The following is a 16,487-nucleotide window of genomic DNA, read 5'->3' on the forward strand; positions in this document are numbered from 1 at the left end:
CTTTATCGCATGCCGACAGCCAGTCTGTACAGTTGGCAGTCTCCAACTCTGCTCGGGCTCCGGGGGCAGTGGCGGCGATTTCCCTGTTCGCGCGCTTCACCCCGCCCGGCCATGAGCACGTGCCCGCCAGAGCATGAGGCCGTAATCGCCAAGACCTGGAAACGCTTGCGACCATCTGAAGAGTCGATAGCCCGTCTCAGCCCAGAGCGGTCAGTCGATCTCCACCGCAAAAAACGATGCCGGCAGCCGGTTGTGGACAACTCACTGCAGGGCACAAAAAAAGCGACCCCGGTTTCCCATTCCTGTGTGGGTGAACGCACAGACTGACACCTGGCGGGCGCCGATAGTCGGTCGTGTCGACGATGATGAGGTTGGCACGGGGGCGAGCGTGAAGACATACCTGAGAACGGCCTGCCTGCTGGTCCTGCTGATGGGGCTGGGCGCGTGCAGTGATTCGTCAACGCAGCACCAGCGCCAGCCGCCGCCGAACATCCTTTTCATCGTCCTGGACGACGTGGGAATTGACCAGTTGAACGGCTTCAACTCATCGCCGCTGGCGGTGACGCCACAAACACCCAGCATCGATACGATCGCCGGAAACGGCGTCAGTTTTGCGAGCTTCTACACGATGCCCGAGTGTTCACCGAGCCGCGTATCCTTCTTTACCGGTCGTTATCCCTTCCGGACCGGCGTTAACGCGGCGATTCTCCCGGATGATCTGCCAAGCGCACAGATCTCTCCGTTCGAGGAGACCATCCCGAAGGTGCTTGCGACACGCGGCTACACCAGCGCCATGATCGGCAAGTACCACCTCGGCGGGCCTGAGCTGAACCCGGACGGTTACCTGGCCCCGTCGGTCATGGGCTGGGACTACTATGCAGGCAATATCTATGGCGGGCCGCCGCCACTGGATACGACCATCGGCGGTCAATACGACGCCGACACGTTTGGTGGTGATCCCGAGCGCTTTTCCTGTGGCGTGCCACTGGGACCGACCCGCGGCGTGTGTTGGCGGGAGGATCCCGGTCAGACGCCGCAAATGGATTACCAACATGGCGCCGGCTATACGGGCAAGGAATGCCTGGCGCTGGGTGGGATCCCGGCCCTGGACGCCGACGGCCAGTTTGCCACGACCCTGGAAGGTGCGGCCGCCGGTTCAGCGGCCCGGGAACTCCTCGGCATGGATCCCTACCCCGATTTCAGCATCATGAACGGTTTCTACGTTTGGCTCAGGACGGAGGTGGCACAGGGCGTCCTGCAGCAGAGCCTGTCCCGGGAGTACATGACGGTCGCCGAGACCGACGCCTCGATCGACTGGATCCGGGCGCAAACCGGGCAGGGACCGTGGATGCTCACGGTGAGCTACAGTGCCGCCCATGTCCCCTTCCAGCCGCCCCCCGACAATCTCCTGCCGCACGCAGGCATCGAGGCGCCCAATTGTACCGGGGGGCTCGCCCAGCGCTTACTGGGCAACCAGATGATCGAGGCCATGGATAAGGAGATCGGGCGCTTGCTTGTGGGCGCCGGGCTCGCTGTGCAAGCCGATGACGGCAGTCTTGAATACACCCCTGAGGGCTCCAACACGGTGGTGATCCTGATTGGCGATAATGGTACCTTCATCCCGATCGTCAAGCCCCCGTACAACCCCACGCGCTCCAAGGGCACCATTTACGAAACCGGCGTGCGCGCGCCGATGATCGTGGCCGGCCCCGGTGTCGTGCAGCCGGGACGCACCGTGGATGATCTCGTCAGCGTGGTCGACTTGTTCCAGTTGTTTGGCGAGATTGCCGGGATCGACGTGCATGATGCGGTTCCGTCCCGGCGAACGCTCGATTCGCAACCGGTCCTGCCCTACCTGCGCAATGCCGACCAAGACCCCATCCGCAGCACCGTGTTCATGGAAATCGGCGGTGGTCAGAAACCGTCGGGGATGACCACCCCACCCTGCGTCTTGTCGTTTTCCGGCGCGAACATCTGCACCGATATCCTCTTTGTGTCCGAGCAGATGTGCCGGGATACGGGTGGCACGCCCTTCGGACCGGAAGGCGCCCCGCCGGCGGGGCTTGATGGTTGCTGCGCCGTCAGGGATGCGGCGCTGTATGACGACCTGACCATCGTGCCGCTCTCCGCCTGGGCGATTCGCAATGCCCGCTACAAGCTCATCAGCAATGAACGAGCCCCGTGCGACGGGCCGCCTCTGGAGTTCTACGACCTGCAGGCCACCAGCCTGACGAATCCTGCAGGCCTGGACAACCCGGAGGATGAGTTGCTGCAGCAGGGGCCTTTGAACGCCGATGCCCAGGAAAGTTACACGCAGCTCTACGACACGGCGCGGGCGCTACTCGCCTCGGAGGTGGATTGCCCCGGCGACGGCAATCTCGACAAGCGGGTTGATCAGCGGGATCTGGACGGCGTCGAGGCCAATTTCGGCGGCCCGAGCGTGTTTGACTTCAACAACGATGGGGTGACCGATGAACTGGACCGCAGCATCGTCGAACATCATTTCCTCAGAGACTGCTCCGTGCCAGGGCCGTTACAGGCTGCCCGGGAGTAGTTCCATCGGTCCACGGTGGACCTGCTTGATCGTCGGGATCGCTTTGTTGGTGACCATCGGCGGCTGCAGTTCGAGTTCTTCTGATGACCCGGATCCCGCTGCGCAATCGTCCAACATCCTGTTCCTGGTGTTGGACGATGTGGGCATGGACCAGATGGAGATCTTCGGCTTTGGTGGCGCCACGCCGCCCGGTACGCCCAATATCGCCGACATTGCCGGGGCGGGCGTAAGCTTCACGGACACCTGGTCGATGCCAGCCTGCTCCACCACCCGGGCCACCATGTACGAAGGGCGGTTTCCCCTTCGCACCCACGTGAAGGCGGCGCTCGGTCCCAACGATCTCGCCAACTCGATGACCTCGCCATACGCAATGACCATCTCGAAGCTGCTGGCCACGCGGGGCTACGAGAGCGCGATGATCGGTAAGTTTCACATCGCGCTGCCGGACATGAATCCCGCAGGCAAGGCCGTTGTGCATGAGCTGGGCTGGGACTATTTTGCCGGCTGGCTGGACGAAACGGGCGACCCCCCCTCCATTGACACGACCGCCGGTGGCATTGCCCCACCTGGAACCTACAGTTGTGGTTTCGTACCTGGCGGCCACATGGCCAACGGTGCCGATGTCGGCGCCTGTTACCTGCCCGACGGCAGCTGCAGCGTGCCCGCTGGCGGCCGTGTTCCGCCCGGACGCAGTTGCCGCGACGACGGTGGTCTTTTCGTTCCGAACACACACTGCCAGGTGGCCGCGCCGGATTACCTGGATTTCGAGCGCCAGAACGCCCACTCCGTATCACCGGTGACCTACAACTTCGCCGACGGCTCGGTGGAGGAACTACCCTTCACGGATCCGCGGGCACGCCAGTTTCGCGCCAGCTTCGCGGTCGATGCCGCCGCTGAGTGGATCAATTCGCGCCCGGCGGACCAGCCCTGGATGGCCACTGTCAGCTTTGCGTCCATTCACACGCCCCTGGTGCAGCCGCCCGTCGATCCCACATCCGCCGCCAACATCGCCAGCAGTCACCTGGACTGCACCAATCCACTGGCCCAGCGCATCCTCTCGAATCTGATGGTCGAATCCCTCGACCTCGAGATCGGCCGTCTGCTGGTGGCCATCGGCGTCGCCAGCCGCAATGCCCAGGGAGACCTGGTGTACACGCCGGAATCGACCGATACGATGGTCGTGATCCTGGGTGACAACGGCACCCTGGGTTCCACCGTCAAGCTGCCCTTCGACCCAAGCCGATCCAAGGGTTCCGCCTACCAGACCGGTGTCTGGGTACCCCTGATCGTGGCCGGTCCACTGGTGAACGAGCCTGGCCGCATCGTGAGTTCGATGGTGAATGTCGTTGATCTTTTCGCGCTGTTCGCCGAGATCGCCGGCATCACCGACGTGCAAGCCGAGGTACCGCGGCCGATCGATGCCATGCCCATGCTGCCGTATCTGATCGATCCGGGTGAGCCGGCCGTCCGCAGTTGGAACTACACGGAGGTGGGCTTGAACCTGCAGGCTGACGGGGCGGTCAACGGCCCATGCTTCATCATCAACAGCTGCACGCAGATCCCCATCGTCCGCAGCGTCTGTGAAGACAACAACGGCGTCTGGTGGGGTGAGGGCACCGACGCGCAAGTCAACGGGGTCCCGGCGCCCGCGGAGGGCTTCCAGTACTGTTCGCAGGTGAGGGATTTTGTGGAGCGTAACGGCGGGGAGTCCTTTTACATTCAACCGCTGGTCTCCATCGCCGTGCGCAACGAAGGCTTCAAACTGGTGGAGAACACCTTCAAGGATTGTGAATCGAACCCGGGTTCGTGTGTCGATGAAACGGTGACCGAGCTGTACGAGATCGACGTGCCGCTGGACACGCCCTGGATCGACCGGGAGGACACCAACCTGCCGCTGGATGGGCTGAGCCACGAGCAGCAGGCTGCCTACGTGGAGCTCACCGATCAACTGGCAGCCCTGCGTGCAACGGTGGTTGCCTGCCCGGGTGACGGCAACATCGATGGGATGGTCGACGAAAGGGATCTGCAGGAATGGGAGCGCTATGCGCAGCCATGGGGAGGCTCCAGTGTTTACGACCTGAACCTGGATGGCCGCACCGATACGCTGGACCGGGACATCATTCTGGAGCACCTTGGGTTGGACTGCAGGGAGGGTTGGCCTTTGGCGCCGGCCGGGCCGTTGCCGACCGCAAGTGCGGTGCGTTGATGCACAGGGCTGATCAGTGAACGGTCTGCGGGCCTGCCTTTTTTGTGTTGCGATTATCGCGAGCCTCGTGGCTTGTGGTGATAGTCGGAATTCCGTCGGCGCCGTGGCCGAAGGCGAGTCGTCGCCGGCGTTTGTCGGCAGCGCATCATGCGCGGGTTGTCACCCCCAGGAGGCTGCCGATTGGCGGGGTTCACATCACGATCTCGCCATGCAGGAAGCCAATGGAAGCACCGTCCTGGGTGATTTTTCCAATGCCACGTTCGACTATTTTGGCAGCGAAACGCTCTTCCACCGGCGCGAGGAGGGTTACTTCGTAACAACGGTTGATGGCCATGGGCAATTAGCGGAGTTTCGCATCAAGTACACCTTTGGCGTTGAGCCACTGCAGCAGTACCTCGTCGAGTTGCCCCGCGGCCATGTGCAGGCATTGCCCTTCGCCTGGGACACGCGGCCCAGGGGGCAGGGCGGTCAACGCTGGTTTCACCTCTACCCGGAGGAGAATATTCAACCGGGAGACGCCTTGTTCTGGACCGGCCGTGAGCAGAACTGGAATTACATGTGTGCGGAATGCCACTCGACACAGGTTGAGCTGGGCTATACGCCAAAGGATGATGCGTTCGACACATCGTATGCCGAAATCAATGTGGGCTGTGAGGCCTGCCATGGGCCGGGGTCGCGCCATGTTGCCCAGGTCGAGGGCGATGCATTCGGTGCGAATTCGGGTTTCCCGGTCAATCTCGATGACCGTAGGGGGGCGACCTGGCAGATGAATCCTGTCAGCGGCATCGCCCGCCGCAGTGAGGTGCGATGGCATCCGCCGCGCCAGCCGGAGGCGTGTGGACGCTGTCATTCACGACGCGGCCTGCTGGCGCCGGAGTACGAGTTCGGCCGACCGCTGACGGAGACACACCTTCCCGCCTTGCTCGAGGATTCTCTTTATTTTGCCGATGGCCAGATTCATGGTGAAGTCTTTGAGTATGGTTCGTTCGTGCAAAGTCGCATGTACCAGGCAGGTGTCAGTTGCAGCGATTGCCATAATCCACATTCGTTGGAACTCGTCACAGGGGGCAGTCCCAATAACGTCTGCGCGCAATGCCATTCACCGGCGCGATTTGCCGATCCGGAGCACCACCGGCACGGGCAGGCGGATGTGGGCTGTGTCGATTGTCACATGACTGCGCGCACGTACATGGTGGTCGATGATCGACGTGACCACAGCTTTCGCGTGCCGCGGCCGGACCTGACGGGCTCGATCGGAACCCCAAACGCCTGCACCGGCTGCCACACCGATCAGGATGCAGACTGGGCTTCCGAGGCAATGCGTGCCTGGTACGGTACGGCGGTATTCGAGCGCCCCGAATTCGCGACGGCGCTGGTTGCGGCACGAGTCGGCCATGCGAATGCAACATTGCGCGAAGTCATGACTGCGCCTGTCCATGGGGGCATCGTGCGGGCAACCGCCCTGACGTTGTTGAGCCATCCCCTATCGAGCGAGGACTACAACGTACTCGGCGCAAGCCTGGCAGATCCGGATCCCTTGCTGCGTATTGCCGCGCAACGCGTCCTGCGTCGCCTGCCGGTTGAATCGCGCGTGCGGTTTGGAACCGCTGGCCTGACGGATTCCGTACGCGCTGTGCGACTCGAGGCAGCGGTGACGTTTGCCGGCCTGCGCGATCTGCTGACCGAGGAGGATGCCGGAAGCTTTGATCGTGCGGCGGACGAACATCTTGCGGCCTACACCTACATCGCGAACCGGCCGGAGGCCCTGACCCAACTGGGAGACTTCTCGCTGGCAGCCGGGGAGGTTGAACAGGCTCTGGCGCACTATCGGGCATCGCTGGCGATGGAGCCGGCGGGCACAGTGACGCGCGTTAATCTGGCCGATCTGTATCGACGCATCGGCAGGGAAGACGCGGCAGAGAGGTTGCTGCGTGAGGGACTCTCGATCGATGGGTCAAACGCCGCACTGCACCATGCCCTCGGCCTGTTACTCGTCCGCACAGGTCGGCACGGGGAGGGACTGGAGGCATTGCGGGATGCCAAGCGACTGAATCCTGGGGATCGGCGCTTTGTCTATGTCCTGGGCATCGCGCTGAATTCCATGGGTGAGCAGGAAGACGCCGTGGAGCTCTTGGAGTCGGCACACCATGAATTTCCGGCAGACTTCGATATTGCCTGGGCACTGGCGACGATCTATCTGGATCGTGGCGAAATACCAAGGGCACTGTCGATGAGCGCGGGATTACTGGAACGACATCCCGGGAATCCTGACGTTCTGGCATTACAGGCGTCACTCACTGTCATGTCCTCGGATGTTGGGCACCCTTGATCCGGAGGTTCGGGCCCTATGGTGACACAAGCCATGTTACCTGTGGCCAGGCACAAAAAAAGCGACTCCGGTTTCCCGTAAGTCGCTGATTTTGTTACTACATTTGGTGGGCGGTAGTGGGATCGAACCACTGACCCCTGCCGTGTGAAGGCAGTGCTCTACCGCTGAGCTAACCGCCCAGGTGCGAAGAAGGCGTGATTATAGGGAGGCACCTTGAGGCTGTCAACACGCCCGGCGGGGTTTTTTAATTGCGCCACTCGGGCGTCTTTAGCAGGTGCCCGGCTTCCTCCAGGGTGAACTTCATGAAGGCCTCGGCCACGCCGGAAAAACGCTTGCCCCGGGGGTGGACCACATACCACTGACGTTGGATGGGGAACCCCTCCACGTCCAGTACCACTAGACGTTTCAGGATCAGCTCCATCTCCAGCGTATGCAGGGACAGCAAACCCAGCCCCAGTCCGGCCTCCACCGCCTGCTTGATGGCTTCGCTGCTGTGCATCTGCTGAGTCGCTTGCAGGGTGATGCCGCGGGCTTCAAAAAAACGCTCCGCGGCACCTCGGGTTCCAGAACCTTCCTCTCGGACCACGAAATGCTCACTGGCCAGACGCGCGACCGGGATATCCCTCTCCCGGGCCAGCGGATGATCCGGCGGCGCAATGATCACCAGTGGGTTTTCCAGGAACGGGTGGGCGGCCGGCTCCCCCGAGGGAGGTTGTCCCATAATGGCCAGGTCCATGGCGTTCATGTCGAGCAGTTTGAGCAGGGACTCTCGGTTGTTGACCTCCAGGGTCACCGAGACGCCCTGGTGGCGCTGATGGAACGCGGCAATCAGACGGGGGACAAAGTAGTTGGCCGTGCCGGCAACGGCGATGTTCAGATGTCCGCGCCGCAGGCCTTTCATTTCGTTGAGCACCATCTCCACTTCCGCCAGCTGATTGGCAATGGCGCAGCTGTAGTGATAAAGCTCCTTGCCAGCATCGGTAAGATAGATCCGTTTGCCGATTTGCTCAAACAACGGCAGGCCAACATGCTCTTCCAGCTGTTTGATCTGCATGGAAACGGCAGGTTGCGTAAGATGCAGTTCTTCCGAGGCCCGGGTGTAGCTCAGATGCCGGGCGACCGCCTCGAATGCCTTGAGTTGTCGAAAGGTAAAATTCATGTGCCGTTGTCTCCATGGGGCAGGATTGTCCTCGGCCAGACAGAGGAAATGGCTCTGTGTCTGGCCACAGCCACATCCTACGAGTATTGCCTAATGCGGACAGGAATAAAAATCGATTATTCCAGTCGAATTTTCAGATGTACGAACAAAGGAACAAGAGGCTGATCAGACGTGAGTGAGCGGGATATGACCATGGAACCGGATCCGGAAATCGGCGATGTACCCGGTAGCGTCCATCACCCTCTGGCCGAATCGGCCACCCATGGCAGGCTGCATGCCTTTGAGAGGGTGTTTGAAGGCAAGCTGGAAGCCCTGATTCCAGCACTCAGGGAGATGCAGTACCAGGCCATGGGGCCTGATCATGCGCGTCGGATTCAGGCCATGGCCCAGGACCGGCTGGGCTTTGCATGGCCCGATGAAGTGGTCGAGCGGTCCTGGGTCGGGGGGCTGGATGTGCGTCTGCTCTATGCCCACGGCATCTTTCGGATCCTGTCACAGATGGTGGAGGGGGCTTGGCGCGACTGTCCGGCCCCCATCATGGATGTGGAAGCGGTGCTGGGGGATTTGCTGGATTGCGATGTGCATGCCATGGTGGCGAGCGCCTGTCCCGACGGTCGCCTGATGGGCCTCAAGCGTCTGATCCTGCGCCTGCCGGGCCTGCAGGTCCGGCCTTGTGCCCGAGTGGGAGGGTTCTTCGATGTGGAAAGCCAGGTGGAGCATTGGCGCTATTGCGAGCTGCTCCGGCATCTGGAGGGCGTCCCTGTGCCAGCCAATGTGCCTTCCCGCTATCTCAAGGTCTGTGTCTATCACTTCAGGTCTTTACAGCCCTCGGATCCCTTCTGTTGCGAGGCTGGCGGCACCGCCGAAAGCCGGGCATCCCTGCTACTGGATCGACTCCGGTCCTTCAGGGAATCCAGCGGTAACGGCCTGTCCAGGCCGCCGCCGCTGGACACCTTGCTGATTGGTGTGGATACGGATACGGACGGGATCCGGGTCCACGTTCCTGATGCACATGGCCGGATGCGCGCCGATGTCTTCGTCGACAGCCTGACCCTCTATCGTCAGACCCTGTCTCTGGAGCCCCGGATGGCTTCCCTGCGCTTGTACCAGAGCATTCATCATGCGGTGCGTGACCTTGGCGGCGATGGCCCGGGGGGGGAGCCTCCCAGGGAGGGACTGGTGCGCCTGATGGCGCTGCTGCTGCAGGGTAATTTGTCACAGCTTGATTATCTGCACCTGTATCGGGGTGGTCGGCATGCGCAGGGGGAGCGGGCGGAGCGGCTGGTCATCGTCGGTGATGCCCTGGACGAGGTGCAACTGCGCAACCTGGCCTGGTGCATGGGTGCCGCACCCATGGAAGTGATGGGCGAGGCCCTGGACATCGGCGTGCAGGGGGTGCTGAAGGGCGAGGCTGCGCGACTTGGTTTGCCGGTGCCGGTGTTGGTTCATCGCCTCTATGATGCACATGTGCCGGGTAGCCGGGAGCGTGAGGCCGCCCGCTGCCTGGAGCTTTGCCGTGCCATTGAGGACCGCCATGCCGCCCTGGTTCACCAGGGTGGCATGGTCTGCCGGGGCGCATTGCGGGCCCGGGACGCCGGGGGCGCGCTGGAGTTTCTCGGCCCGCAGGGCCGGGAACTGCTCAGGGCGTGAACGGCAGGGACTGATCGCCCCGATACTCCACCGAGTCCTCCTTGAGGATGGACTGTTCCGTTGCCTGGTTCATGACAATGATGCTGATACGGCGGTTGATGGGGTTTTCAGGGTTCTCCCGATCAAACAGCACCGTGGAACCCAGGCCGACCACACGTCCTACCTTGCTCTCTTCCATGCCGCCTGCCAGCATGGCGCGTCGTGCGGCGTTGGCCCGGTCGGTGGACAGCTCCCAGTTGCTGTAGTTGACCCTGATGAACGGGCGGGCGTCCGTGTGACCGGTGATACTGATTTTGTTGGGCACTTGGTTGATGATGGCGCCCAGTTCCCGCAGGATGGCCGTGGAGTAGTTCATCAACTGGGAACTGCCCAGGTCGAACATGGGACGGTTTTCCTTGTCGACGATCTGGATGCGCAGGCCCTCCGGCGTGATGTCCAACAGCAACTGGTCCTTGAAGGGCTCCAGCGCCTGGCTCTGTTCCATGGCCTCTTCCAGCACTTCCTTGAGGTTCTCCAGCCGCTGCTGGTCCAGTTCCCGGGCCAGTTCTTCGGCCCGCTCCATGTCGATGGCGCCTTCAAAGTCGATGATGGAGGGTGAGGCCCCATCACCTTCGGTCGGGTAGGGCGGGGTGGGACTGATCCCCATGGCGGCGGAGGGATCCTGGAAATATTGGGAGATCGCTGCCTTCTGCACGTCATCCGTGACCGATAGAATCCACAGCAGGAGAAAGAAGGCCATCATGGCGATGGCGAAATCCGCAAATGCGATCTTCCAGGCACCGCCATGGTGACCGCCTTTCTTGACGATCCGCTTGATGACGATCGGCTGTTTTTTCTCATCCATCGCCAAGGCCGCTTACTCCTTGTTGCCGCGCAGGTGCTGTTCCAGCTCGATGAAGCTGGGGCGCATGTTGGAAGTCATGGCCTTGCGCCCGAACTCCACCGCCACCTGCGGGCTGTAGCCCTGTACATTGGCAAGGATGCAAGCCTTGAGGACCGCCAGATATTTGCTTTCTTCGTCGGCGCGTCGTTCAAGGGCATTGCTCAGAGGACCCACAAAACCGTAGGCCAGGAGGATCCCGGTGAAGGTACCCACCAGTGCGGCGGCCACCAGGCCACCGATCTTGTCGATGGGGCCGTCCAGGGCGGTCATGGTATTCACGATGCCCAGCACTGCCGCGACGATACCGAAGGCCGGCAGACCGTCGGCCACCCGGCTCACCGCATGGGCGGGGTCTGCCGCCTCATGGTGGTGGGTTTCGATATCGATATCCATCAGGTTGTCCAGCTCGAAGGAGTTCATGCTGCCGCTGACCACCAGACGCATGTAGTCCGAGATGAATTCCACCGCATGATGATTCTTCAGTACCCGGGGGTATTTTTCGAACAGGGGGCTGTTTTCCGGCTCTTCAACATCCCCTTCGATGCCCATCAGCCCTTCCTTGCGCGCCTTGGTGAAGAGGTCATACATCAGGCTCAGCAGCTCCATGTAATCGTCTTTCTTGTAGACGGGGCCGCCCATCATTTTGGGAATGAGGGTGATGACCTTCATGATTGTCTTCATGGGGTTGGCAATGACGAAGGCCCCCAAGGCCGCCCCGATGATGATGATGAACTCGTAGGGCTGCCAGATCAGGATGAGCTGCCCGCCATGAAGGGACCATCCGCCCAGTACGGCAACGATAACGATGATTGAGCCTAGAATGAGATTCACGGGCCGTGTTCCTCCGGGTGCCTGGCTGGGGCTTTGGGCTGGCTAGGATGTGAGAATGCGGGCCATAATAACCGAATCTAACTCTGTGAAGCACTGCTCAATCTGAAGGAGCGAGCTGATGGGCAAACACGTACCGGGCCAGTGGGTCGGTGTTTTTGGTGAAAGGGGCCTTCCCTTGCTGCCGGGTACCCGCGGGTTACTGGCTGATCTGGACTCGGATCAGATATCCAGCATGCGTCTGGTGGCTCGTCTGATCCAGCGGGATCCGGGGCTGGCCCTCAGCGTCGTTCGCACCGCCAACGCGGTGCCCCATCGCCACTTCCACAGCGAGGTGGTGTCCCTGGACGAGGCCGCCATGATGATCGGCATCCAGGGTATTTTGCGCTGCATGGAAAATGTCATGCCGCTGGAGCGCCTGCTCGATCCTGCCGCCCAGGCCCGCTATCTCCAGGTGGCTGCCCGTTCCGCCTATACCGCCCTGTTGGCGGAGGTCTGGGGTGACATCCGCCACGACATGATCCCCGCCGAGGTCTCCCTGGCCGGTTTGTTTTACAACCTGGGCGAGCTGGTCCTGGCGGCCCATGAGGAACGGCGGATCCAGCGCTACCTCTCGCTGATGGCGGATAGCTCCGTTCTACCCCATGAGGCGGAATATGTGGCCTTGGATCTGAGCCTGCGCGCCATGGGCCACCAGTTGGCGGAGTCCTGGCAACTGCCGGAGATGGTGCGGCATTGCATGCGTCCTGCCAATGCCCGCCACCTGCGCACCCTGGGGGTCATGCTGGCGGCCAAACTGGCCCGTGAAGCGATGCGGGGTTGGTGCAGCCCGGGGCTGGTCGGAGATTTGCGGCTGGCGGCTGAGTATCTGGATGTGGATGCGGAAACCGTGGTGACACAGATCAACCGCGTCTCCGGGGAGTTCAATCTTTATGGGGATCTTTACGGCATCATGGCACCGATCCCGGAACTGCAGATCGAGGATATCGCCGAACAGTTGCGACAGGGTCCGACATCACCCGCGCCGGCCTTCTGTCTGGCGCCCAGGTCGGACCGGTTTGCGCAGGCTGAAGCCCGCCTTCAGGCCGCCGCGTCGGCCGATGAAGATGAGGTGGTGGAGGTGTTGCTGGCCGGTTTGCACCACGGTCTTGGACTGAACCGGGTTGTCTTCGCCCGTCTGGAGGACGGTGGGGAGAGGCTGGTGCCGGCCTCTATGGAAGGCACCGATTATGAACCGGATTTCAATCGGGCCACCATTGATCTCAATGGACGCCATCTGCTGACGGTGCTCATGAGGCGCCCTGCCTCGTTTTGGCTCAATCCCGGCAACGTGGCGGAGATGTGGCCGCAGGTGCCCGAATCCCTGCGTGCGGCCATTGGCGTCCAGGAATTCTTCGCCCACTCCCTGTTTGCCGGAGAGCACCCCGTCGGCATGGTCTACGCCGACCGGCGTTCCCGGGCTTGTGCGCTGGATAAGCGGGCCCTGGCCGGGTTCAATCGCTTGACGACGCTGGCTCAGGCCGAGCTGCTGAGGTTGCAGCAGGCGGCCGGAGCCAGGCCCCGGCCCCGTGCCGAGCCGATCCGCACGTTGCGCTGATCAGCCCCTGCCGTAGCGGCGTTCGATGTACTGCTCCACCAGTTGCTGGAATTCCTCGGCGATATGGTCGCCCTTGAGGGTGACGGTCTTTTCGCCATCCTCATAGACCGGGGCCACGGGCATTTCACCGGTACCCGGCAGGCTGATGCCGATGTTGGCATGCTTGCTTTCCCCCGGGCCGTTGACCACGCAGCCCATTACTGCCACGGTCATCTCCTCGACGCCCGGATAGCGCTTGCTCCAGTCGGGCATGTTGTGGCGGATATAGTTCTGAATATCCTGGGCCAGGTGCTGGAAATAATCGCTGGAGGTGCGGCCGCAACCGGGGCAAGCCACCACGGCCGGGATGAAGCGTCGCAGTTCCAGGCTCTGCAGGATTTCCTGGGCCACGATCACTTCCTTGACCCGCTCGGCCCCCGGTTCCGGGGTGAGGGAGACGCGGATGGTATCGCCGATGCCTTGCTGCAGCAGCACCGCCAGGGCGGCAGTGGAGGCGACGATGCCCTTGACGCCCATGCCCGCCTCGGTCAGGCCCAGGTGCAGGGGATAGTCGCAGCGGGCGGCCAGATCGGTATAGACACGAATCAGGGGCTGGACACCGCTGACCTTGCAGGAGAGCAGGATGCGGTCATGGGGCAGGCCGATCTCCTCGGCGCGCCGGGCGCTGCTCAGGGCGGACTCGATCAGGGCCTCGCGGTTGATGTCCTGGACATCCAGCGGCTGATCCCGCCGGGCGTTTTCGTCCATCATGCGGGCGAGCAGTTCCTGATCCAGGCTGCCCCAGTTGACGCCGATCCGTACCGGCTTGTCATAGCGGCAGGCCATCTCGATCATCTGGGCGAACTGGGTGTCGCGCCGGGCACCGCGGCCCACATTACCCGGGTTGATGCGCAGCTTGGCCAGGGCCTCGGCACAGGCCGGATACTTGCTGAGCAGGCGATGACCATTGAAATGGAAATCTCCCACCAGGGGCACGTTCAGGCCCATGGCATCCAGCGCTTCACGGATGTGGGGAACGGCAGCGGCGGCTTCTTCGGTATTGACCGTGATACGTACCAATTCCGAACCGCCCCGGGCCAGGTCGGCCACTTGACGGGTGGTCTTTTCCACGTCGGCGGTATCGGTGTTGGTCATGGACTGCACCACCACCGGGGCGTCACCACCGACCACCACATGGCCGACGCGGACAGGGACGGTGACATGGCGACGGTAACCTGGAATATTGGCATTCATCAGCGGCAAGGATCCCGTTCTTGGAGTTGTGCAATCTTATCAGGAATTGTTTTTTCAGGGGCCTTGTGCGGATATCAGCCGGCCTTGAGCACGCTGAGGCGAAATTTTCTGGCCTGTTCCGGCGTATCCAGCTGGCTGGACAACACCTCCAGGGCTTCATCCAGGGTGGTCACCCGGGGCCACGCCTCCTCGCAGATGAGTATCCCCATGGGGCCCATGAACTCGATGATCTCCCGTTCCAGTCGCTGCCTGAGTGCATCATCAAGCGGGGTGACCGGCACGTGTTGCGACGGGTCTGCAGGCAGGGCCGCTGCCTTCCCGCCTGCGGACCGGATATCGACGATGAGATCATCGTCCAGCAGCCCCTGGAGATGGGTGGCCACATCCGTGAAACCGGAGAACTGATCCAGCAGTTCCCCGGTGGTTCGAGCGCCGTTGACCATGATGAGGATACGTCGCGCATCAATGGAGAGCGACCGGTCCTTGTTGTTGATGGCTGTTTTGCCCTTGCTGGTCTTGGCAAATATGCTGTTTCTTTCCATGATGGCTTCACCCTGTTAGGCAGTTCCGGAACATCCGCAAGCCTGGGTTCAGGCGGGTTTGCGGAGGCGTTCAAGGGCGATTCTGATGCTCACTGACATGCGTTCGATGGCGCGCGCCAGCGCGCCGATCTCGTCTCCCCGGTGGGTACCGGCGATCCCGTGATCGAACTGACCTCGGCTGAGCCCCTCCGCGGCCCGGGTCAGCTGCACGATGGGACGCGAAATCTGCCGGGCCAGCAGGAAGGCGATCAGGACCACCAGCACCAGCGTGATGGCACTCATGGTCATGGCATCCCTGCGGGCCTTGAGCAGAGGCGCGAAGGCCTCCTGATAATCCTGCTGGATCATGACCGTCCAGCCCAGCCCGATCTCCTGCCGGAAACCCACCAGGCGTTGCCCTTGATGTTCGATGATCACGGGATACTGGTCGGCCCCCGGGGTGGCCAGAATGGGGTGCCAGCCGTAATCCTGAAGCTGTCCCTCCACCTGTTCCGGCTGGCCGTGGGCGATCAGCTGACGGGCGGGGTCCAGCACCATGGTGAAGCCGGTGTCACCGATTCTGGCCCGGGTGGTGGCATCGGAGACATCCACCAGGTGCTGGGCCGTCGCCATCACCCCCACCAGGTTTGACGGTCCTTCCCCGCCGTCATCAAGAATCGGTTTGGCCAGGATCAGGGCCGGCCTTCCGCTGGTACGGCCGATGAGGACCTGCTGCCCCACGGGCGCACCCTCGATGACCTGTCTGAAGTAGCCGCGGTCACCGTAGTAGGTCAGGGGGTTGTCGTCATTACGTCCGATGTTCCGCCCCTCCGGGTCAACCGTGAAGGCCAGGTAGACCCACTCATAGGCATCGTCCAGCGCCTTGAGCGGCGCCCTCTGCCGTTCGGTGTCCATGGCCCGGATGTCCGGCAGTGCCGCATTCTGGGACAACACCCTGAGATTCATGTCCAGCCAGCCGTCGATCCGGTCGGCAAGGCCCTGGCTGGTGAGCATCAGCTGTCGACTCACATTGTCGTGCCAGCTGCGCTCGATCTGATACACGGCGATGTAGAGCGCCCCCGCGATGGGAATGAAGGCCACCAGCAGCAAGGTAAGAAGGATTTTATGAAAGATCCTGAGGTGGAACAGTTTCCGTTCTGCAGACATTATCCGGCGCTCCTGGGGAAGACCCTGCGGTTCAGGTCGGGAGTGTAATCGGGTCGGGCGGTTTTGAACGCAAATTAGGCACTGCACACCGACGATCCCCCTGAAAGACCCGATAAACCTTGCCTGAATGGCCCTTGTGTCCGGCAACCCGGTTGACGCAAGGGTTTCATGGACGCATAATCCGAGGCCCTTTTGGCGGGTCGGTTTTGTCCCGACCGCGCCAATCACCTTGTTATGGTGACCTGCACCGGTCCCCTCGCGACAATAAGCTGTGAACCCCGCCAGGCCCGGAAGGGAGCAACGGTAACAGTGGACTTGGGCGCCGGGGTGTGGCTGGTGCGGGTTGCCACCCTTATCGTT

General features: G+C 62.1%; 11 protein-coding genes, 1 tRNA gene and 1 other RNA gene. 6 read left to right on the forward strand and 7 right to left on the reverse strand.

All coding sequences use genetic code 11. The features are described 5' to 3' along the window. The first annotated feature begins 388 nt into the window (after positions 1 to 388). The 3 genes from LQ956_RS08180 to LQ956_RS08190 all read left to right on the forward strand — a co-directional run bounded on the left by LQ956_RS08180 (position 389) and on the right by LQ956_RS08190 (position 7,089). Positions 389 to 2,554 (forward strand): sulfatase-like hydrolase/transferase, encoded by a 2,166-nt coding sequence (locus LQ956_RS08180; protein WP_238629723.1) that lies wholly within the window; start codon positions 389 to 391, stop codon positions 2,552 to 2,554. A gap of 25 nt (positions 2,555 to 2,579) precedes the next feature. Further along, positions 2,580 to 4,760 (forward strand): sulfatase-like hydrolase/transferase, encoded by a 2,181-nt coding sequence (locus LQ956_RS08185; RefSeq protein WP_238629722.1) that lies wholly within the window; start codon positions 2,580 to 2,582, stop codon positions 4,758 to 4,760. A 208-nt stretch (positions 4,761 to 4,968) separates the two neighbouring features. Next, entirely contained in the window at positions 4,969 to 7,089 is a 2,121-nt protein-coding gene (locus LQ956_RS08190) for a tetratricopeptide repeat protein (protein ID WP_238629721.1), read from the forward strand. A gap of 104 nt (positions 7,090 to 7,193) precedes the next feature. Here LQ956_RS08190 and LQ956_RS08195 read toward each other — a convergent pair. Further along, positions 7,194 to 7,268, reverse strand: a tRNA-Val gene (locus LQ956_RS08195). Between the two features lie 65 nt (positions 7,269 to 7,333). Continuing rightward, positions 7,334 to 8,248: a LysR family transcriptional regulator gene (locus LQ956_RS08200; RefSeq protein WP_238623536.1), complete on the reverse strand. Its 915-nt coding sequence runs from the start codon at positions 8,246 to 8,248 to the stop codon at positions 7,334 to 7,336. 192 nt (positions 8,249 to 8,440) lie between these two features. Here LQ956_RS08200 and LQ956_RS08205 point away from each other — a divergent pair, with 192 nt between their 5' ends. Then, the gene (locus LQ956_RS08205) at positions 8,441 to 9,898 is read left to right on the forward strand and encodes a carboxysome shell carbonic anhydrase (RefSeq protein WP_238629720.1); all 1,458 of its coding nucleotides are present in this window, start codon (positions 8,441 to 8,443) and stop codon (positions 9,896 to 9,898) included. Here LQ956_RS08205 and motB read toward each other — a convergent pair. After that, positions 9,888 to 10,748, reverse strand: coding sequence for a flagellar motor protein MotB (gene motB, locus LQ956_RS08210; protein ID WP_238629719.1), 861 nt, complete (start codon positions 10,746 to 10,748; stop codon positions 9,888 to 9,890). The genes LQ956_RS08205 and motB overlap by 11 nt on opposite strands. A 6-nt stretch (positions 10,749 to 10,754) precedes the next feature. Next, positions 10,755 to 11,612, reverse strand: coding sequence for a flagellar motor stator protein MotA (gene motA / locus LQ956_RS08215; RefSeq protein WP_238629718.1), 858 nt, complete (start codon positions 11,610 to 11,612; stop codon positions 10,755 to 10,757). Between the two features lie 118 nt (positions 11,613 to 11,730). Between motA and LQ956_RS08220 the strand changes: the two genes are divergently transcribed. Further along, complete coding sequence (locus LQ956_RS08220) at positions 11,731 to 13,206, forward strand: HDOD domain-containing protein (RefSeq protein ID WP_238629717.1); 1,476 nt, start codon at positions 11,731 to 11,733, stop codon at positions 13,204 to 13,206. Here LQ956_RS08220 and ispG read toward each other — a convergent pair whose 3' ends face one another. The 3 genes from ispG to LQ956_RS08235 all read right to left on the reverse strand — a co-directional run bounded on the left by ispG (position 13,207) and on the right by LQ956_RS08235 (position 16,127). Then, positions 13,207 to 14,439, reverse strand: a complete 1,233-nt coding sequence (gene ispG, locus LQ956_RS08225) for a flavodoxin-dependent (E)-4-hydroxy-3-methylbut-2-enyl-diphosphate synthase (protein WP_238623039.1) — start codon at positions 14,437 to 14,439, stop codon at positions 13,207 to 13,209. A 74-nt stretch (positions 14,440 to 14,513) separates the two neighbouring features. Next, entirely contained in the window at positions 14,514 to 14,981 is a 468-nt protein-coding gene (locus tag LQ956_RS08230) for a DUF8082 domain-containing protein (RefSeq protein WP_238623040.1), read from the reverse strand. A 48-nt stretch (positions 14,982 to 15,029) separates the two neighbouring features. Then, entirely contained in the window at positions 15,030 to 16,127 is a 1,098-nt protein-coding gene (locus LQ956_RS08235) for a cache domain-containing protein (RefSeq protein ID WP_238623041.1), read from the reverse strand. A gap of 245 nt (positions 16,128 to 16,372) precedes the next feature. On the opposite strand from LQ956_RS08235, the gene ffs reads away from it, so the two are divergent. Beyond that, positions 16,373 to 16,469: signal recognition particle sRNA small type (gene ffs, locus LQ956_RS08240), an RNA gene on the forward strand. The last annotated feature ends 18 nt before the right edge of the window (positions 16,470 to 16,487 follow it).

Origin of the sequence: Ectothiorhodospira lacustris (genome assembly GCF_022227845.1) — a bacterium.
In the GTDB taxonomy this organism is placed as follows: Bacteria; Pseudomonadota; Gammaproteobacteria; order Ectothiorhodospirales; family Ectothiorhodospiraceae; genus Ectothiorhodospira; species Ectothiorhodospira lacustris.